22 protein-coding genes are annotated in these 17,663 nt (G+C 65.5%); 14 read left to right on the top strand and 8 right to left on the bottom strand.

All coding sequences use genetic code 11. The annotated features are described in order from the left end of the window. The first annotated feature begins 44 nt into the window (after window positions 1–44). Entirely contained in the window at window positions 45–602 is a 558-nt protein-coding gene (locus tag WC971_04190) for a putative immunity protein (GenBank protein ID MFA5844013.1), read from the top strand. 142 nt (window positions 603–744) lie between these two features. Further along, complete coding sequence (gene arr / locus WC971_04185; GenBank protein MFA5844012.1) at window positions 745–1,146, top strand: NAD(+)--rifampin ADP-ribosyltransferase; 402 nt, start codon at window positions 745–747, stop codon at window positions 1,144–1,146. Between the two features lie 154 nt (window positions 1,147–1,300). Here the strand turns inward: arr and WC971_04180 are convergent, their stop codons facing one another. Together WC971_04180 and WC971_04175 are read right to left on the bottom strand one after the other, a co-directional pair. Then, on the bottom strand, window positions 1,301–1,456 hold the full coding sequence (locus WC971_04180; protein ID MFA5844011.1) for a hypothetical protein: 156 nt from the start codon (window positions 1,454–1,456) through the stop codon (window positions 1,301–1,303). 162 nt (window positions 1,457–1,618) lie between these two features. After that, window positions 1,619–2,068 carry a DUF1801 domain-containing protein gene (locus WC971_04175; protein ID MFA5844010.1) on the bottom strand — a complete coding sequence of 150 codons (450 nt, stop codon included), beginning with the start codon at window positions 2,066–2,068 and terminating at the stop codon, window positions 1,619–1,621. Between the two features lie 468 nt (window positions 2,069–2,536). On the opposite strand from WC971_04175, the gene WC971_04170 reads away from it, so the two are divergent. Then, on the top strand, window positions 2,537–3,004 hold the full coding sequence (locus WC971_04170) for a hypothetical protein (protein MFA5844009.1): 468 nt from the start codon (window positions 2,537–2,539) through the stop codon (window positions 3,002–3,004). Window positions 3,005–3,097: 93 nt separating this feature from the next. Here WC971_04170 and WC971_04165 read toward each other — a convergent pair whose 3' ends face one another. Genes WC971_04165 through WC971_04155 form a run of 3 tightly spaced genes read right to left on the bottom strand, consistent with a single transcriptional unit; the run spans window position 3,098 to window position 4,219 of the window. Further along, on the bottom strand, window positions 3,098–3,556 hold the full coding sequence (locus tag WC971_04165) for a hypothetical protein (GenBank protein MFA5844008.1): 459 nt from the start codon (window positions 3,554–3,556) through the stop codon (window positions 3,098–3,100). A 7-nt stretch (window positions 3,557–3,563) separates the two neighbouring features. Then, the gene (locus WC971_04160; GenBank protein MFA5844007.1) at window positions 3,564–3,845 is read right to left on the bottom strand and encodes a hypothetical protein; all 282 of its coding nucleotides are present in this window, start codon (window positions 3,843–3,845) and stop codon (window positions 3,564–3,566) included. After that, window positions 3,845–4,219, bottom strand: coding sequence for a DUF2089 domain-containing protein (locus WC971_04155; GenBank protein MFA5844006.1), 375 nt, complete (start codon window positions 4,217–4,219; stop codon window positions 3,845–3,847). Before WC971_04155 ends, WC971_04160 begins: the two co-directional genes overlap by 1 nt. Before the next feature lie 251 nt (window positions 4,220–4,470). Between WC971_04155 and WC971_04150 the strand changes: the two genes are divergently transcribed. The 9 genes from WC971_04150 (at window position 4,471) to WC971_04110 (ending at window position 10,377) form a co-directional block, all read left to right on the top strand. Continuing rightward, window positions 4,471–4,908, top strand: coding sequence for a hypothetical protein (locus tag WC971_04150; GenBank protein MFA5844005.1), 438 nt, complete (start codon window positions 4,471–4,473; stop codon window positions 4,906–4,908). A gap of 520 nt (window positions 4,909–5,428) precedes the next feature. Next, complete coding sequence (locus WC971_04145; GenBank protein MFA5844004.1) at window positions 5,429–5,689, top strand: hypothetical protein; 261 nt, start codon at window positions 5,429–5,431, stop codon at window positions 5,687–5,689. Between the two features lie 52 nt (window positions 5,690–5,741). Further along, on the top strand, window positions 5,742–6,500 hold the full coding sequence (heR, locus tag WC971_04140) for a heliorhodopsin HeR (protein ID MFA5844003.1): 759 nt from the start codon (window positions 5,742–5,744) through the stop codon (window positions 6,498–6,500). Window positions 6,501–6,574: 74 nt separating this feature from the next. Beyond that, window positions 6,575–7,162: a chemotaxis protein CheB gene (locus tag WC971_04135; GenBank protein MFA5844002.1), complete on the top strand. Its 588-nt coding sequence runs from the start codon at window positions 6,575–6,577 to the stop codon at window positions 7,160–7,162. Between the two features lie 19 nt (window positions 7,163–7,181). Then, window positions 7,182–8,024 (top strand): EamA family transporter, encoded by an 843-nt coding sequence (locus WC971_04130; protein MFA5844001.1) that lies wholly within the window; start codon window positions 7,182–7,184, stop codon window positions 8,022–8,024. 107 nt (window positions 8,025–8,131) lie between these two features. Then, entirely contained in the window at window positions 8,132–8,566 is a 435-nt protein-coding gene (locus WC971_04125; protein ID MFA5844000.1) for a hypothetical protein, read from the top strand. Window positions 8,567–8,601: 35 nt separating this feature from the next. Then, window positions 8,602–8,877: a hypothetical protein gene (locus tag WC971_04120; GenBank protein MFA5843999.1), complete on the top strand. Its 276-nt coding sequence runs from the start codon at window positions 8,602–8,604 to the stop codon at window positions 8,875–8,877. A 68-nt stretch (window positions 8,878–8,945) separates the two neighbouring features. Further along, entirely contained in the window at window positions 8,946–9,419 is a 474-nt protein-coding gene (locus tag WC971_04115) for an FKBP-type peptidyl-prolyl cis-trans isomerase (protein ID MFA5843998.1), read from the top strand. Window positions 9,420–9,483: 64 nt separating this feature from the next. Continuing rightward, on the top strand, window positions 9,484–10,377 hold the full coding sequence (locus tag WC971_04110; GenBank protein MFA5843997.1) for a CPBP family intramembrane glutamic endopeptidase: 894 nt from the start codon (window positions 9,484–9,486) through the stop codon (window positions 10,375–10,377). A 35-nt stretch (window positions 10,378–10,412) separates the two neighbouring features. Here WC971_04110 and carB read toward each other — a convergent pair whose 3' ends face one another. Beyond that, window positions 10,413–13,619 (bottom strand): carbamoyl-phosphate synthase large subunit, encoded by a 3,207-nt coding sequence (gene carB / locus WC971_04105; protein MFA5843996.1) that lies wholly within the window; start codon window positions 13,617–13,619, stop codon window positions 10,413–10,415. Between the two features lie 103 nt (window positions 13,620–13,722). Then, window positions 13,723–16,284 carry a chemotaxis protein CheB gene (locus tag WC971_04100; GenBank protein ID MFA5843995.1) on the bottom strand — a complete coding sequence of 854 codons (2,562 nt, stop codon included), beginning with the start codon at window positions 16,282–16,284 and terminating at the stop codon, window positions 13,723–13,725. Window positions 16,285–16,494: 210 nt separating this feature from the next. On the opposite strand from WC971_04100, the gene WC971_04095 reads away from it, so the two are divergent. Together WC971_04095 and WC971_04090 are read left to right on the top strand one after the other, a co-directional pair. Further along, window positions 16,495–16,740, top strand: a complete 246-nt coding sequence (locus WC971_04095) for a GlsB/YeaQ/YmgE family stress response membrane protein (GenBank protein ID MFA5843994.1) — start codon at window positions 16,495–16,497, stop codon at window positions 16,738–16,740. Window positions 16,741–16,768: 28 nt separating this feature from the next. After that, a complete protein-coding gene (locus tag WC971_04090; GenBank protein ID MFA5843993.1) occupies window positions 16,769–17,173 on the top strand; it encodes a hypothetical protein in 405 nt (134 codons plus the stop codon). Here WC971_04090 and WC971_04085 read toward each other — a convergent pair. Further along, a complete protein-coding gene (locus WC971_04085; protein ID MFA5843992.1) occupies window positions 17,160–17,561 on the bottom strand; it encodes a protease inhibitor I42 family protein in 402 nt (133 codons plus the stop codon). The two genes, WC971_04090 and WC971_04085, sit on opposite strands and share 14 nt — an antisense overlap. Window positions 17,562–17,663: the final 102 nt, after the last annotated feature.

The following is a 17,663-nucleotide window of genomic DNA, read 5'->3' as shown; positions in this document are numbered from 1 at the left end:
AGAACCGTTCGCAGCCCCGCAAGACCGCTGTCCTTGGGAGAACAATGGCCGATCATGAGTCCAGATACTTCACGCTGAGCCTGGAGTCACTTCGGGCCATTGGAGGCTGGGCTGCGGATTGTGCCGAGAGAGCGCTGTCGGTGTATGAGACGCATGCTGATTCAGATTCGCGGCCACGTGCGGCGATCGAGGGCATCCGGGAGTTCGCGGGCGGAGGAAAGCGCACGGCCCGGTTGCGTTCCCTTGCCGTGGAGGCGAATGCCGCTGCGCGTGAGATCGGCGATCCTGCGGCAGCTGCCGCTGCTCGTGCGGCGGGCCTTGCGGCGGCCAGCGCCTACACGCATCCCCTAGCGGATGTCCATCAAACGAAGCACATCGTCGGTCCAGCGGCCTATGCCGCACTGGCCCTTGAGCTCGACCACGATGGCGATCCAAGTGTCGCCGACAGCGAGGTCCGCTGGGCGATCGAGCACGCCGCCTCTGAAGCGCGCGAGGTCTTGCTCCAGATGCCCGCTCGTCAAGCCGGCAAGAGTCGGTTTGACACGATCCTCTATGAGCTGGATGCGGGCATCCGCGCTCGAACCTTGCCGCAAGACGCCTGACCCGCGCTTCCACACAGACGGCGCGCCTCGTGCGTTAGACTCGGGTTCAAGGCGCTCGCTGGTGCGCCGCCGCTGAAGATGAGCAGGCGGATAGAGGGGCATCGCGCGGCAGGGCGCCGCGCAGTATGAGAGGAACGAGCCGGTGGCAGCCACCGACGACCTGAGTTCGCAGCGCTTTTACCACGGTACACGGGCTGACCTGAAACCCGGAGACCTGATCGAGCCCGGCTATACCTCTAACTACGGCAAGAGGAACAAGACGGTATACGTCTACCTGACCGGCACCCTGGACGCGGCCGTCTGGGGGGCGGAGCTGGCCCTCGGCGAAGGACCCGGCAGAATCTACGTGGTGGAACCGACCGGCCCGATCATGGACGACCCCAATCTGACAAACACGAGATACCCGGGCAATCCGACGAAGTCATACCGCTCCCGGGAGCCGCTGCGGGTCACGGGCGAAGTCACAGATTGGCAGGGGCACTCCCCCGAGACGATCCAGGCCATGAAGGACCGGATCAAGGGTCTTGAGCCGATCGACGACTGAGTCACTCACCGCATCTGCACCTCGTGGCAACCTCGCCTGCCAACTGCGATGAGTTCGGCTCGTCTGATACGGAGCAAGCGCCGACGCTGGCGCGCCGCCGCTGAAGCGCTACAACGTTCGACCGAACCCGGGAACGACTACGCGATCGACCCCACTACCTGACCGCCACCCCAAGGTAGTAGGGCCAGATGAAGATCCCAAGCACGGCAGTCCAGAAGCTCAGCTTCGCGAACGCGATCGTGAACAGCCATCCGATGAACCATATGATGCCCATGCCGGTATCGACGCGTATCCTCTCGTTCCCAGCCATCGAGTACTCCTTCCAGCACCCATGCGCGGTCACGTTCATGCCATCTCGGCAGGGGTAAGCCCTACAAGCAGACTACCGTAATGTGACGCCGCCAGTCGCGGTTCAGCATGCTCGATGTCTGGCTAACCCGCGCTTCCACACTGACAAGATGAGGCTGGCGAGCTACGCTCGACAAGACGAGGACTTCGCTTTCTTCGAAGGTTTCGACTTGCCGGAACCGTTGAGGGCGACCGCTTGGCGAACGAGCGCCTTGAAGGCGGACTCGTCAACTTCTTCTCCTTCGTGGATGTCGATCGCGCGGCGTGCGTTCCCGTCGAGACTCGAGTTGAAGAGACGGGCCGGATCCTTCAGAGACGCGCCCTTGGCGAAGGTAAGCTTCACGACGTTCTTGTAGGATTCGCCGGTGCAGATGATTCCGTCGTGCGACCAGACCGGGGTGCCCGGGGACGAGGACTTCACCCACTTCAACTCCTCGACGGCGTCCGGGTCTGCTTCCTGGATGAGCGTGCGCATTCTGCTGAGGGTTTCCCCGCGCCAGTCCCCGAGTTCGGCGATCCTATTCGAGATGAGCTCCGATGCCGACTGGCCTTGGCTCGCGCTCGACTCTTTCATGTCTTCTCCTAGAAGTTCCAGATATTTCATTTGCCGGACAGTGGAGGATAGTCACGTAAGACTTCAGGGCGATGTTACGGCGCCTTGCGGGTCCATCCTGTCGGGAATAGGACCGTCTCGGTCGAAAGATGGTTCCCCGCCGTCGGCACTTCCAGGCAGCATCGGCAATGTGGGCGTCTGGACTTCCTCGACAGGCAAGGCCGCATAGGTTCGAGTTCGAACTGCACCACTTAGCCCTTCTGAACTCGCCCCGCCCAACCAACACATCCAAGCAGACACGGGAAGTCGGAGAGTAGAATCTGAGCCGACGGCGCGCCGCTCTGCGTCCGATGTTCGATGCAGGACGCACGCTCCTGCTGGCTTCGATGGAGTCGTTCGAGTGGACTCGCCCCCTACGGACATGTGAGGTCTCACTCGACCCGCGCAAAGCAGCTGCGACGGGGATATGGTCGCTGGAAGGTGGAGATCATGGGAAAGCACGATGCCCTCGCAAAGACACTCGCGATCATCGGAACGGTCCTGGTCGTACTGCCCTTGCTCGCACCGCTGGCGTTCGGTCTGCTGACGATCGGCCGTCCCGGGGGCTATCGGCTCGACTACCTCATGCCGTTCGAGGTCTACCCCGTCACGCTCGTCGGCGTGGCACTGCTGGTGTGGGCGTCGTTGCGGGCACGCGCGCGCACGGGCGCGGTAGGCATCGCGGTCGGCGGGATGATAGGCGGTCTGGTCCTCTGCGCGATCGCTGCCCAGGTCACCGGCATCGCGCAGTCGGAGGAGCGGTTGGAGGCATGGAGGTACGTCCTGACAGCGGGGTTGGGTGGCGTTTCCCTGCTCGCCCAGATCGCCCTGGTGGTGATCGGCTTCATGCTGGTGCGCGACCTGTTCGCAGCGCCCGACGAAGTAGCTCCGCCCGGAGCGCGCGCTCCGGGCGCGTGACCTCTCGACGGCCGAGCTCGCCGTCCAGGCGAAGTATCACCCGAAGCACTCGAGATCGTTGTCGACACTGACAGCGCACCGCTGACCCACCGACTACTCGCAGTACACCCGCACCTTCTCGCCGTCCTTGCCGTCGATGTTGACCTCCATCTCGCGCAGCGCATCGATGAGCTCGTCGATGTCCTCCGGCTTGAAGTCCGAGAAGTCGATCGACATGCCGTTCTCGGCCATCTGCTCGTTGATCCGGTCCATCGCCTGCGACGGGATGAGCGACGTCAGCTTCAGCCCCGAGCGCACGAGCGCGAGCGGCACCTTCACGTCGACCTTCTCGCCCTCGGCGCTGTCCACCTTCACGTGGAGGAACTTCGGGAGAGCGTCGAGCAGCGGCGTCGGGTCGCCCTTGATCGCAGGTCCGGCGGGAACGGACGCAGCGGGCTTCTCGGGCTCGCGCGAGTCGAGCGCGTCGAGCAGGCGCTCGGCCTCTTCGGCGGAGATCTTGCCGGCGGCCAGCATGTTCAGGATACGGGCACGGTCCTCACTCATCTTCTTCACCTTTCCGTCACACGAGGTCGATGTCGACGACGTTCTCCGACGAATACACGCGCACCGTCATACCGCGCGTCGCCGCGAGCACCCCGAAGCAGCCGAGCAGGAGCAGGGTGTAGTGGTGGTAGCGCTCGCCGACGAGATACAGCACCACGTCGGCGAGGATCGTCAGCGCGAGCACGAACAACACGATGGGCAGGAGGATCAGCCACACCAGGAAGAGCGGCAACCACAGCCCGACCCGCTGGCTCTCCGGCTTGCCGGCACGCAGATAGAGCAGCATCGGCGGGAACATCAGCGCCTCATCCTCTCCGCCGCCTCGTCCGCGGTGATCTCGCCGCGCTCGAGCATCGCGAGCGCATCCTCCTCGCCCGCAGGCGCGGCCGCCTCGACCGTCACCTCCACCAGCCGCAGCTGGCCGGCGATGCGGTTCAGGCGGTTCTTCACGGTCGGGTAGCTGATGCCGAACGCCTTCTCCATGTCCTTGATCGAGCCATGGCTGCGCACGAACTCGCTCAAGAACACCTGGTCCTCGTAACGCAGCCGGGCGAGCGGGGGCAGCTCGAACTCGCCCTCGATCACCACGCCGCTCTTCTCGAGCCGCACGCTGGTGACCACGAACGGGCGGTCCCCCGTGAGGTCCGTCAGCTCGTGCCACTCGTTGCTCATCGCGGACACCTCCTGGATCGGTCGGTCGAGGGTATCGTAGGAGTCGGGATTGAGAAAGTCAAGTCCGACATTAAATAACTCAAGTCATTCTTGAAACCAGACCCGCGAATACGCAGCATCGGCTCGACAGGGTGCCGTCCCGGAGCTGACGCCGGGCGTGTGACAAGCGCAACAGCAGGCGGGCGCGTCGAGGTAGACTGAGGTCGATGGCAGCGAGGGGATCCGACGGGCCGGACACGAAGGGAGTCAGCATGATGCGACGAGCTGCACTGATCGGGATGATGGTCTTCCTTGCGCTGGCCGCTGGCTGCAGTCCGAGTATCGAGAGCCTCAACGCGAAGGCGAAGAAGGCACAGAGCTACGACAGCCCCAAGGCCGTGTACGACGCTATGACGGCGGGCGGGGTCGAAGCCACCGCTTTCATCGACAAGGGACCCGCTGCAGGCCCGGCCGGCACCACCATGTACAGCAGCGGTGACGTGAATCTCGGCGGCGGCTTCGCCACTATCCTGGTCTTCCCGAGATCTGCCGTCTCCACCATGGACTCGTACGTGACGTCTTGGTTGTCCTCGGCGAAGAGCGCCGGTGTCAAAGACCCCACCGTTCTCAAGGGAGCCGACTGGCTTCTGACCGGCGACGGAGACCTCTCGAAAGTCCAGGAGGCGTTGGGCGGCAAGCTGCAGAAGTAGACATCTGCGATCCCAAGGGGGATGAGAGAGTGTCTTCATATCAACAGGATCCGCACTTCCAGAAGCGCGACGCCGACGCGCAGAGGGCGGAAAGCGCGCTCTCGGGTTGGGCTCAAGGCGTCGAAGCTCTTGAGGCTGGATACGCTGACGCGGGCATCGACAACTACCACTGGGCATTGAACTGTCGCGACGACCTCGAGACTGCGATGGCCACGGCTCCGTTCAAGCAACGCCAGAAGATAGCAGCCAGACTCCCCATGCTCGACCGCCGCTTCACAGCTGCCACGGTCCCGGCCTCGGGGTGCGTACTAGCGACACGCAGTTGCGACCCGGAAGCGGAATGGTGGTACTTCCGCGTACCGGCCTCTCACCCGGATTGGCCCGGGCAAGCGAGTGAGTGACCGATCGCAGCCAGCCGCCGTGGAGTCTGAGATGCGCATCGACCCAACGCCGGAGGGTAGACTTACCTAGTAGCGCTTGTACGTCTGCTCGTGCGCCGACAGGATCGAGGGGGTGAGATATGTCGCGCGGGATCTCTCGATTCCTGTCTCTCGACGACCTCTGGTCGGTGCTCGGCTATGTCATGCTCCTCGCCGTCAATCGGCTGCGCACCCCTCCAATGGAGCTGTCCACCGTGTCCCTGCTCGCCTCGGGCATGCTCGCGGTCTTCTGGCTCTCGAGCGAGAACCTCAGGGCTCGCAACCTCGAGCGCAGACCGGACGCCAGAGTCCTGTTCTGGGCGCTGGTCGCGGTAGTGTCGATACTGGGAGTCATCAGGTAGTCACCGGCGAACGCGGGCGCAAGACGGTGCGCTGGGACACGAGGGGAAGATCATGACTGAGGAGCGTCGGTTCGCACGGCTCAGGCTGTACAACCTGGTCATGGGGTTGTTCCACCTGGGACAGGGCATCGCGATCGTCGCGCTGTCGAACGACTTCAAGCTGCCGGTCACGGCAAGCTTCCTCGCCGGCCCTCCGGGCACGCCACCGGCCGCTCCGAAGGTCTTGTTCGAAGTGCCTCTCGGCCCCGCAGTCGCCGCGTTCATCTTCATCTCGGCCTTGGCGCACTTCATCATCGCCTCGCCGGGCGTGTTCCCTTGGTATGTGAAGAACCTCAAGCGCAACCGCAACTACGCGCGGTGGATCGAGTACGCATTCTCCTCGTCGCTGATGATCGTGCTCATCGGCATGCTTCCCGGCGTGTTCGACGTGGCCGCCATCATCGCCCTGTTCGGAGCTAACGCGTCCATGCTGCTGTTCGGACTGCTGATGGAGCACTACGAAGAGCCGGGTCACCCGAACTGGATGCCCTTCGTCTTCGGGTGTCTCACCGGCATCGTGCCGTGGCTCGCGCTGGGCGTATACCTTTGGAGTCCCGGCTCCTCTGCCGAACCCCCGGGATTCGTCTACGCGATCTTCGCCACGATGTTCGTCTTCTTCAACAGCTTCGCCGTGAACATGGTGCTGCAGTACAAGAAGGTCGGCCCATGGCGCGACTACCTGTTCGGTGAGGTCGTCTATGTGTTCCTGAGCCTTTCCGCCAAGTCGCTCCTCGCCTGGCTCGTCTTCGCGAACACTCTGATACCGACGTAGCAGCCGGTTCCTGCGACTTTCGGCCGTGCGAGCCGTAGTCATGTCCGAACTCACCGACCCTGGATTGGAATCCGATGGAGGCCAAGAGCACAGCTAAGGACTTCCCCGTCGTCTGTGTAGGCGGTTCGGCCGGTGGTCTCGACGCCTATATCCGGTTGCTGCGGAATCTTCCGGCCGACATGGGGGTCGCCATCGTCATCGTCAATCACCTGAGAACCGTAGCGACCAGGCTGCACGAGATCCTCCCGAAGTACACGGTGATGCCGGTTGAGTTGATCACCGACGACCTGGTCATTCGGCCCGACCACGTGTTCATCATCCCGGAGAAGCGTGACCTGCATGTTCGTGACGGTGAATTCCGCCTCGAGCCGATATCGAAGCCCAGGGGATGGCCTGACGTGATCACGGTCTTCCTGCGTTCCCTCACGGAGAACTGGGACGGAAAACTCATCGCTGTCATCGTCTCCGGATATGACGGCGATGGAGCTGCCGCGCTGTGCGGCATAAAGGAAGTGGGGGGCACGACCATCGCGCAGAGGCTCGATACGGCTGTACAGCCGGACATGCCCGAGAGCGCGATAGCTACCGGATGCATCGACTTCATCCTCGCGCCTGAGAGTATCGCCAGAGAGATCGCGCGGATCGCGGACGCGGTCGAATAGTGTACCGGCGGAGGCCGCGATGCTGACGGCGCTTCTGGCTTCGACCGGAGCCGCCCTGTTCGGCTCGGCCGACTTCCTCGGCGGTTCCGCGAGCCGCAAGAGCCCCGCTCTCGCGGTCTGCGCGGCGATGTACTTGGTCGGCGTCGTGCTTCTCGCGTTGCTGCTGCTCGTCGTGCGCCCCCGCGAGGTGAGCGCCATCGACTTCGCATGGGGCGTGTCATCCGGCGTGTTCGGCATGGTCGGCGTCCTTGCGCTGTACGCGGCGCTGGCGACCGGGCGCATGAGCGTCGTCGCGCCGCTGACCGCCGGGCTGGCCGGCGCCGGCCCGGCCGCGTTCGACCTGCTTCGCGGAACGCGCATCGGCGTCTCGTCCCTCATCGGTATCGGGCTCGCTCTCGTGGCGGTCGTGGTGGTGAGCACCACGAAGGGGGCCGTCGAGGAGCACGGCATGCCGACGAAGGCGATCGTCTTGTCGGTGCTCTCAGGCACGACGCTCGGCTGCTCTCTCGTCTCCCTCTCGCTCACCGTCCCCGCGAGCGGCTTCGCACCGTTGCTCGTCGCCCGGATCGTCGGTCTGGCGATCATGGGCGTCGCACTCTTCGCGCGAAGCAAGTCCGTCAGCTGGGATGCGGGTTCGATGCGGCTCGCCGCCCTCGCCGGCACGCTCGATGCGGGTGCGAACATCGCGATCCTATCGGCGATCAGGATCGGCCCGCTCGCGGTGGCGTCCGTGGTGGGCGGACTCTATCCCGTGGTCACGATGCTGCTCGCGCGGATGTTCCTCGGCGAGCGGCTCCAGCGGCATCAGGCGTTCGGCGTGGCGATCGCCCTGGCGGCTGTCGTGCTCACGGCGCTGCCCTAGGGGGACGGTGGAGACTATCTGGTCTCCGCCCTGCGGTCTCTGCGACACTTCGGCAACGCGGACCAGGCCACCACGCCTCGCGCGGTACGCTTGCGCGGGAGGACACCGTGGACAGACTGATAGCCATCACTCCGAAGTGGGCGATCGCACTCTTCTTGTTGCTGGACGTGTTCAGCATCGGAATGGGTATGGGCGTGCCCTTCTTCACCATCCTTCTCGGCATCCCGGTCGGATGGTTCTCCGCTCGTCGGGCGGCCGGCCCTCTGCCCGATGCGATGCGCGGATGCCTCCGCGTGGCGCTCTCGACCTCCGCAGTGACCTTGGTCGCCCTGTGCGCGATCTGGCTCCCGTGGGCTCCGGCCGCATGGGGGACCAAGGCCGATCTCCTGCGGACCGGGATACCGATGATCCTCTACGAACCTCGCGCGAGCTTCATCGGTTGGCTCGTCCTGATGGTCGTGATCTCGCCGGCGCTCCAGGTGCTGGCGACGCTCTCGACTTCGTACCTCACCCTGATGCGTCGCGCGGCATCCCGGGGATAACGAACGTGCCCCACGCCTCTCCCGGGAGGACCCACATGAGACGAACAGGCATCATCGCGATAGTGCTCTTGGCAGCGCTCGTCCTCGCGGGGTGCACGCAGGGGCAGAAAGCCGCGGAGCAGAAGGCGAGGTGCTTCGCCAACGAGTCGCTCGTCGAGACCGAGTTGAAGCTCTTCACGGCAGACACCGGGATGGATGCGCCGTTCCAGAGCGTCGTCGACAAGACGCACGTGGTCTGCCCGAGCGGAGGCAAGTACAGCTTCGATCCGAAGACGGGGTTCGTCTCTTGCAGCGTCCACGGCCACCGGTAGGTGGAACAAGCCCGTGGTCTCGTGGCACACTGACGTACCACGGACTCACCCACGTTCAGGAGGTTGCAGTGTACAGACGATCTTCTCTGCTCCTAGTGGTCGGACTCGCTCTTATCGCCACGATCGCGTTGGGCGGATGCGGCGCGAAGGCCAGCGACTCGTCCAAGCCCGCTCCGGAGGCCACACCGGCCGAATCGACCGGCAGCGCCGAACAGGCCACCGAGCTCAAGATCAAGGACGACACCGTAGGAACAGGCACCGAGGCGAAGAACGGTGACCGCGTGAACGTTCACTACACGGGCTGGCTGACGGACGGGACGAAGTTCGACTCCTCGAAGGACCGTGGCCAGCCGTTCGCATTCACCCTCGGCGCAGGCGAGGTCATCCCGGGGTGGGACCAAGGGGTCGTCGGCATGAAGGTCGGCGGTAAGCGCACGCTGACCATCCCGCCAGACCTCGGGTACGGCGCCCAGGGAGCGGGCGGGGTCATCCCGCCCAACGCGACGCTCGTGTTCGAAGTGGAGCTGGTGAGCGTCGACTAGCCGTCTCGCCGCGTCGACGCGCGACATGTCACGCACCACCGGGACTCCGGCGAGGGAGCCGCGCATGCAGGCTAGAGGATCCGCGATATCGGCGCCCGCAGCGTTGAAAGGCGCCACCAGGGTGTGGGTCTCGCTCGCTCTGCTGGCGGCGGCCATCTTGGCGACCGTCCCGGTCTACGGCGGCTTGCCATCGCGTGGTCTGACGGTCGCCCACCGGTTCGGTCTGACGCTCCTATGGGGCGTCCTCGCCCTCGCATCCGCGAAGATCGGGAGACTGAAGCCGGCCCGCCCCGCATTCATGGCCCTGTTCGGCGTCTCACTCGGATTCGCGCTGGCCTTCATGGCCGGCGGTCGGCCGGTCGAGTGGCTCGGACTCTCGATCTCCACGCCGCAGGGCGCGGCGGCCGACAAGCTCCTGTCCGAAGCGCTCCCGGTCTGCGCCGCCATCCTCCTGGCAACCGCACTCGCGCGACGGGGTCTCGATTCGCTCGGCCTGCGGCATGGGCGGGTGTGGCTCAGTCTCGCGCTCGGCCTGCTCGCGACCGCTCCCGTGCTTGCGCTGTTCGTGGCCGATCCGTCGGGCAGCAGCAGGGCGGTGCTGGAAGTGCCCGCGGCCACCCTCCGCTCATGGATGCCGTGGGTCGTGCTGTTCTCGATCGCGAACGGGTTCATGGAGGAGCTGTGGTTCCGCGGCGCGTGGTTCGGCTCGTTCGAAGAGGTGCTCGGATCGTCTGCGGCGATGCACGTGACGAGCGTCGCTTTCTGCATCGTGCACGTGATCGTGTACTGGCGCGAGCCTACCGCGATCGCGATGCTCACACCCGTGTGGCTCTACATGGGCTACGCGTACGCCGGCATCGTGCGCAAGACCGGGTCGTTGGCGGGGCCGGTGCTCGCGCACGCGATCGCGGACGTGATGTTCCTGCTCATCACCTTCAGCGGCGGCAAGGCCCTATAGGCGGGACGGGGGGCGAAAGCCCGGCGCACCCCCCCCTACCCCTCGCCGATCACCTCGTGGTAGCTCTGCAGCGAGCGGACCTGCTCGTTCGTCTGCCGGTTCGCGGCGATACCCTCGGCGGCGGCGAGAGCCGCGGCGGTCGTCGTGATGTACGGGACCCTGTGGCGGATCGCCGCCTTTCGGATGTACGAGTCGTCGAACTCGCTCGCCTTGCCCACGGGCGTGTTGACGACGAGATCGATCTCGCCGTTCTTGATGGCGTCCTCGATGTTGGGCCGCCCTTCGTGCAGCTTGAGGATCGTCTCGCAGGCAACGCCGTTGGCCGCGAGGTAGCCCGCCGTCCCGCTGGTCGCGAGTATGTGGAAGCCGAGGCCTTCGAACTCGCGGGCGGCCAGGAGTCCGCGCGGGCGGTCCCGTTCCATCACCGTGATCAGCACGGTGCCCTCGTCCGGCAGTCGCTGCCCCGCCGCTTCCTGCGCCTTGTAGAAGGCCAGTCCGAACGAGCTGCCCATGCCGAGCACCTCGCCGGTCGAGCGCATCTCCGGGCCGAGCAGCGGGTCGACCTCGGGGAACATGTTGAACGGGAAGACCGCTTCCTTGACACCGAAGTACGGCACCTCGCGCCGTTCGAGTCCGAGGTCGGCCAGCTTCGCGCCAAGCGTCAACTGTGTGGCGAGACGCGCCATCTGCACGTCGCAGACCTTGGAAACGAGCGGGACCGTCCTCGAAGCGCGGGGATTGGCCTCCAACACGTACACGACGTCTTCCGCGATCGCGTACTGCATGTTCATCAGGCCCACCACGCCGAGCTCGATCGCGATCCTCTTGGTGTACGCCTCGATCGTTGCGAGGTGCTTCTCCGAGATCGTCACCGGCGGGATGACACACGCCGAGTCGCCGGAGTGCACGCCCGCGTACTCGATATGCTGCATGACCGCGGGCACGAACGCGTCCGTGCCGTCGGAGATCGCGTCGGCCTCGCACTCGATCGCGTCCTCTAAGAACTTGTCGATCAGGATCGGCCGCTGAGGCGTGACGTCCACCGCAGCCCCGATGTAGCGCACGAGCATCTCCTCGTCATGCACGACCTGCATGCCGCGCCCGCCGAGGACGTAGCTCGGGCGGACCATGAGCGGATAGCCGATGCGAGACGCGACCTCGAGCGCCTGCTCCACCGTGGAGACCATGCCCGACTCGGGCATCGGGATGCCGAACCGCTCCATCATCCCGCGGAAGCGATCCCGGTCCTCGGCGAGGTCTATCGTCTCCGGCGAGGTGCCGATGATCGGCACGCCGGCCGCCTCCAGCTCGCGCGCGATGTTCAGCGGCGTCTGGCCGCCGAACTGGATCACGACTCCCTCCGGGCGCTCCTTCTCGTAGATGGCGAGCACGTCCTCCACGGTCAGCGGCTCGAAGTACAGCTTGTCCGAGGTGTCGAAGTCCGTGGAGACCGTCTCGGGATTGCAGTTGACCATGATCGTCTCATAGCCGAGGTCGCGCAGGGCGAATGCGGCGTGCACGCAGCAGTAGTCGAACTCGATGCCCTGGCCGATGCGGTTCGGGCCGCCGCCGAGGATCATGATCTTGCGGCGGTCGCTCACCTCGACGGTGTCGGGCGCGTTGTACGTCGAGTAGTAGTAGGCGGCGTTCTCGACGCCGCTCACCGGCACGGCCTCGTAGCCGTGCCTGAGGCCGAGAGCTAGGCGTCGCTCGCGTATCCGCACTTCCGGCACGCCGAGGAGCTTCGCGAGGTACGCGTCGGCGAAACCGTCCTTCTTGGCGCGAGTCATGAGGTCCTCGGGCAGATCCTCGCCCTTGTGCCCTAGGATCTCCTCCTCCAACTCCACGAGCTCGCGCATCTGCTCGATGAACCACGGCTTGATGTGCGTGAGTGCCGCGAGCCTCCCGACGCTCACGCCCTTGCGCAGCGCCTCGTACATCACGAACTGGCGCTCGCTCGAAGGCTCGACGAGGAGCTCCAGCAACTCCTCGGCGCTGCGCGCGTTGAAGTCCTTGGCGAAGCCCAGCCCGTGCCGGCCGGTCTCCAGCGACCGGATCGCCTTCTGGAGCGACTCCTTGTAGGTCTTGCCGATCGACATGACCTCGCCCACCGCGCGCATCTGCGTGCCGAGCTTGTCGATCGAGCCGGGATACTTCTCGAAGGCCCAGCGCGCGAACTTCACGACGACGTATTCGCCCGAGGGCGTGTATCGCTCGAGCGTGCCGTCGCGCCAGTACGGGATCTCGTCCATCGTCAGCCCTCCGGCGAGCAGGGAGCTCACGAGGGCGATAGGAAAACCGGTCGCCTTGCTCGCCAGCGCCGAGGAGCGAGAGGTGCGCGGGTTGATCTCGATCACGACGACGCGATCCGAGACCGGGTCGTGCGCGAACTGGACGTTCGTGCCGCCGATCACCTCGATCGCCTCGACGATCGCATAGCTGTACCGCTGGAGCCTCTCCTGCAGCTCGGGCGAGATGGTGAGCATCGGAGCGGTGCAGTAGCTGTCGCCGGTGTGCACTCCCATGGCGTCGACGTTCTCGATGAAGCACACCGTGATCATCTGGTTCTTGGCGTCGCGGACGACCTCGAGCTCGAGTTCCTCCCACCCGAGGACCGATTCCTCCACGAGGATCTGGCCGACCAGACTCGCCTGCAGACCTCGCGCAGCGATGATGCGGAGTTCCTCGACGTTGTAGACGAGACCGCCTCCGGTGCCGCCCATCGTGTACGCGGGCCGGATCACAACCGGGTAACCGAGATCGGCGGCGATGCCCTCGGCGGCCTCGACATCCGTCACGGTCGTCGACCGCGGCATCTCGATACCCAGGTGGTCCATCGTCTCCTTGAACGCGAGCCGGTCCTCACCACGCTCGATTGCGCCGGCGCTGACGCCGATTATGCGCACGCCGTGCTCGGCCAGCACGCCGGTCCGCTCCAGCTCCGAGGAGAGGTTGAGGCCCGTCTGCCCGCCGAGGTTCGGCAGCAGCGCGTCGGGCTTCGTCTTGGCGATGATCCGGGTGATGGTCTCCAGGTTCAGCGGCTCGATGTACGTCTCATCGGCCATGACGGGGTCGGTCATGATCGTCGCGGGGTTCGAGTTGACGAGGACGATCTCGTAGCCGAGACCGCGCAGCGCCTTGCATGCCTGCGTCCCGGAGTAATCGAACTCGGCCGCCTGCCCGATGACGATAGGGCCTGAACCGATGATCATCACCTTGCGGATATCGTCGCGTCGGGGCATGCTGCTCCTCTCTTGGGCTGGATGCAGTGTATCGGAACGGACGACCTCCGCGGAGGTCGTCAAAGAGCATGCTCGGGATACCGGCTAGGACGCGCCGCACCGCTCAGGTGTGCCGCGCTGCCTTGTGGAGCACGTCTATGTCGATGAGCGTCACGACCGCGCCGCGGACGTCGTTCTCGCTGGTCAGGTACGGCTTGGTCGTCATCCTGAACCAGCGGCCCGAGTCGTCGGCCACCTCACGTTCGTCCGTCTGCCCAGACTCGATCACCGAGGTCAGCAACGCATCGACGTCCTCGACCTTGAGCCGCCATCGGATGTCGGTGACCCGTCGTCCGATATCTCCGGGGATGAGATTGAACACCCCGGCGCCTTGCGCGGTGTATCGCCGGACCCTCAGGTCCGCATCGAGCAAGAGCATCGCGATCGACGAGCTCGAAAGCAGGTTGTTCAGGTCGTCGTTGCGATGCCCGAGCTCGGCGTTGCGAGCCTGGAGCTCGTCGTTGAGGGTCGTGAGCTCCTCGTTGGTGGATTGGAGCTCCTCCTTCGCAGTCTCGAGCTCCTCGTTCATGCTCTGGAGTTCCTCGTTGCTCGACTGGATCTCCTCGTTCGCCGCACGAAGCGACTCGTTGGCCGCATCGCGACCGTCGCGCAAGATCCGGAGTCGCTCCGTCGCGGCGTCGAGCTCCTGGCGGAGATACTCCGTCTCGGTCGGCTCGTCACCCGACTCTCCGGGCGCACGCGAGACCGCGGCTCCCTCGTTGAACAGCACGGCATAGTACGTCGGGCCGTCCTCGGACGTCACGGGGACGACGACGATGTCGACGGCGGCGTGACCGCCGTCGGCCCGCGGGCGCACGGCCTCACGCCGCGCGGGCCGCTGAGTCGCCCGGACTTCGGCGACCGCCGAGGTCACAGCCGATGCGAACCCGGGGGAGACCATGCCGGCCAGGTCCAGGGTCGCGTCGCCGGGCCGGTGCCGCAAGTACTCGCCCGCCTCGCCACGGATCTGCTTGACATGGAGTTGCTCGTCGACCAGGACCGCCGCCGGCGCGTACCGGTCCAGAAGCATCTCGTCGAGTTGCCGCTGGGCGGAGTTCCACTCAAGGTCACGAGTGGACTTGAACGACTCCGGCGTCGGCGCTCCCGCCCCGAGACGAGCAGCGCCGGGCAAGAAGTCCCCCAAGGCGAAGGTCGGCGTCGAGCCGGGAAGACGCACGAAGACGCCCTTGTGCTCGGTGCGCCTGAACAAACCGGGCGCGGAGGTTATCCCCTCGGACTCGCCGAGCACGAGCACGCCGTCCTGCACGAGAGAGTAGTGGAAGATGCCGAGGAGCCTCTTCTGCAGCACGTTGTCGAGGTAGATGAGCAGGTTGCGGCAACTGACGAGATCGAGGCGTCCGAACGGCGGATCGTTCGTCACGTCGTGACGCGCGAAGACGCATGCTTCCCGGATCGCTCGGCTGACCTGATAACCATCCTCTACTTCGGTGAAGAAACGATCGAGCCGCGCCTCGCCGACCTCGCTGGCAACCTCGGGCGGGAAGATGCCCCGGCGGGCGAACACAAGGTCCTTCTCCCTGAGGTCTGAGGCGAACACCTGGATCCGGGCGTCGGACCCCGCTTCCTCCAGGGCCTCGAGCAGCACGATCGCGATCGAGTACGCTTCCTGCCCCGTCGCACAGCCCGGGACCCAGACCCGAACGGCGGCATCGCCCGACCTGCCCTCGACGATCGACGGGAGCACCTGCGTCTTGAGCGCCTCGAACGTCTCGGGGTCTCGGAAGAACGACGTGACCCTGACCAGCACGTCCGCGAGCAACTCGGCTACCTCGTCGTCGTCCTTGTCGAGGATGCCCACGTATTCGGACATACTGGCAGCGTGCTTCATCGCCATCCGGCGCTCGACGCGCCGGAGCACCGTCGGGCGCTTGTAGTGGGTAAGGTCCAGACCGGTCGACCGCCTCACCCTCGCGGCGATCCCCTCGAGCGCCTGCTCCTCTTCCGCGGAGAGAACGCGGGGCGTCTCGAGTTCGCGCTTCTCGACTTGACGCACGTAGGGGTGCTTGGACAGCCGCACGAGTTCGCGAGCGATACCCTCGATCGGGAGCACCGCATCGGCGACCCCGGCAGCCATGGCGCTCGCTGGCATGCCACGGTGGCCGGCGGTGCTGGGATCCTGGACGAGGGTTATGCCGTCCTGCGCCTTGATGGCCGCGAGTCCCTTGGTCCCGTCGGAGGCCGTGCCCGAGAGGATGACGCCGATGGAGAGGCTGCCGTACTGCTGTGCGAGCGATGTCAGGAAGATGTCGACCGTCATGCTCGGTGTCTTGCTGACTGGACGAGGGCTCAACGAGAGGATGTCGCCGCTCACGCGCATCTCGGTGTTTGGCGGGATGACGTAGACGTGATCCGCCTGGATGCGCATGCCGGACTCGACCTCGAGGACGGGCATCGATGTCTTGCGGCCGAGTATCTGCGCTAGATCGCTGGTGTGCGTGGGCTCGAGGTGCTGGATCAGGACGATCGCGAGTCCCGAGTCAGAGGGCAGCTGAGTCAGGAGCTCCGAGAAGGCCTCGAGGCCGTCGGCCGAAGCGCCCACTCCGACTACCGGCGTCCGGCCCGTCTCCGCCGCTACGGGTTCCGGCCCCTTTCGCTTCTTGCTCACGACCGCCCCCTTGCCCCGCGCCCGATCACACGTCTATTCCAACTCTAACCGGACCCTGGATGCAAGGCGACGAACCACTCGCGCCGTCCAGCCCGCACTTCTGTATACCCGAACGCCCGGGACTGGAACCTCTTGGAAATCCGCGACGTCGGGGTGCCGTGCGCCCGGATCGGGTAAGAAGAGTCCCACGGACCGGAGAGGAGACGCAGGATGGGACTGCTGAGTTGGATCGTCGTGGGTGGGCTCGCCGGACTGCTTGCTCAGTCGCTGATGGGCGACGGGCGCTCTGGATGTCTGCTGGCGGTCCTCCTAGGTGTCATCGGAGCTTTCGTCGGCGGCTTCGTGATGAGTCTGTTCGGGTTCGGCGGGGTCAACGGCTTGAACGTCTGGTCGATCGTGGTCGCGACCGTTGGCGCCGTGGTCATTCTCGTGATCGCACGCGCGCTTCGGCGCTGAGTCCGAGGACGCAAGAAGGGAGCACTCCATGTCGAACGCAGGTGCAGCTTCGACCGATCGTCGCAGTCAGGTCCATACCGAGGTCCGCGCGCCGATCGAAGCGGTGGTATCGCGAGTGGTGTGGTTCGTCTTCGGCGTGATCGAGGTGCTGATCGCCATCCGCTTCGTCCTCAAGATGCTGGGCGCCAACAGCAGCGCGGGATTCGTTCGCATGATGTACGGGGTGTCCGATGTCCTCATGGCGCCGTTCGTCACGATCTTCGGCACGGCACGCGTGTCGGGGGCCGTCTTCGAATGGAGCGCTATCGTCGCGATCGCCGTCTACGCGCTGATCGCGTGGGGCATCGTCGCGCTGATCCGCGCCGTGAACCCGCGCGAGCACTCCGGGACCGTAGAGCGTGTCGAGACGGACGAGGACGTCAGGGCTCAGTGACGGTGAGGGTGACGCTCCACGTCTTCTCGGCCGGCACGTCCTTCTCCCAGGGTCGGCGGTACTCGAGCTTCAGTCTCCCCGAGCCCGCGGCCCCGGCCTCGAACTCGAAGGTCTGCGATCCGCCCGCGCCGACGACGCCCGCCTTCTGCGGTTCCTCGTAGACAGGATCGCCTGCCTGGGTCAGTGGACCCGTGTCGGCGACCACCCACTGGAATCCGGTCGTCACGTTCGCAGGCAACTCCACCGTCAGCCGCTGCCCGACCCGGATCTCGACCGCACGCCCGGAGTCCTTCTCGCCCAGGACCGTCGGCCCCGGCTTGCCGCACGCGGTGAGAAACAACAACGCCGCGACCAGCACGACGACGCGAGAGACCGACTGCCGTTCCATGGAGCATCACCTCCACTAGGATGGTATCACCGGTGAGACGGACGGGACCGCGCGCGAGTTCCCGGTTCGTTCCCTGGGTCCTCCAGCGGGGAATACTCTCGG

Source organism: Coriobacteriia bacterium (genome assembly GCA_041658765.1).
Lineage (GTDB): Bacteria > Actinomycetota > Coriobacteriia > Anaerosomatales > JBAZZO01 > JBAZZO01.
Note: the sequence above shows the minus strand (reverse complement) of the source record. Positions and strands in the feature narration are given on the sequence as shown.

Bases quoted from the DNA above. Each gene is read 5' to 3' on its own strand.
- WC971_04190 (MFA5844013.1), top strand. From the start codon at position 45: ATGGCCGATCATGAGTCCAGATACTTCACGCTGAGCCTGGAGTCACTT.
- WC971_04180 (MFA5844011.1), bottom strand. From the start codon at position 1,456: ATGGCTGGGAACGAGAGGATACGCGTCGATACCGGCATGGGCATCATA.
- WC971_04175 (MFA5844010.1), bottom strand. From the start codon at position 2,068: ATGAAAGAGTCGAGCGCGAGCCAAGGCCAGTCGGCATCGGAGCTCATC.
- WC971_04170 (MFA5844009.1), top strand. From the start codon at position 2,537: ATGGGAAAGCACGATGCCCTCGCAAAGACACTCGCGATCATCGGAACG.
- WC971_04160 (MFA5844007.1), bottom strand. From the start codon at position 3,845: ATGTTCCCGCCGATGCTGCTCTATCTGCGTGCCGGCAAGCCGGAGAGC.
- WC971_04155 (MFA5844006.1), bottom strand. From the start codon at position 4,219: ATGAGCAACGAGTGGCACGAGCTGACGGACCTCACGGGGGACCGCCCG.
- WC971_04150 (MFA5844005.1), top strand. From the start codon at position 4,471: ATGATGCGACGAGCTGCACTGATCGGGATGATGGTCTTCCTTGCGCTG.
- WC971_04145 (MFA5844004.1), top strand. From the start codon at position 5,429: ATGTCGCGCGGGATCTCTCGATTCCTGTCTCTCGACGACCTCTGGTCG.
- heR (MFA5844003.1), top strand. From the start codon at position 5,742: ATGACTGAGGAGCGTCGGTTCGCACGGCTCAGGCTGTACAACCTGGTC.
- WC971_04135 (MFA5844002.1), top strand. From the start codon at position 6,575: ATGGAGGCCAAGAGCACAGCTAAGGACTTCCCCGTCGTCTGTGTAGGC.
- WC971_04130 (MFA5844001.1), top strand. From the start codon at position 7,182: ATGCTGACGGCGCTTCTGGCTTCGACCGGAGCCGCCCTGTTCGGCTCG.
- WC971_04120 (MFA5843999.1), top strand. From the start codon at position 8,602: ATGAGACGAACAGGCATCATCGCGATAGTGCTCTTGGCAGCGCTCGTC.
- WC971_04110 (MFA5843997.1), top strand. From the start codon at position 9,484: ATGCAGGCTAGAGGATCCGCGATATCGGCGCCCGCAGCGTTGAAAGGC.
- carB (MFA5843996.1), bottom strand. From the start codon at position 13,619: ATGCCCCGACGCGACGATATCCGCAAGGTGATGATCATCGGTTCAGGC.
- WC971_04095 (MFA5843994.1), top strand. From the start codon at position 16,495: ATGGGACTGCTGAGTTGGATCGTCGTGGGTGGGCTCGCCGGACTGCTT.
- WC971_04090 (MFA5843993.1), top strand. From the start codon at position 16,769: ATGTCGAACGCAGGTGCAGCTTCGACCGATCGTCGCAGTCAGGTCCAT.
- WC971_04085 (MFA5843992.1), bottom strand. From the start codon at position 17,561: ATGGAACGGCAGTCGGTCTCTCGCGTCGTCGTGCTGGTCGCGGCGTTG.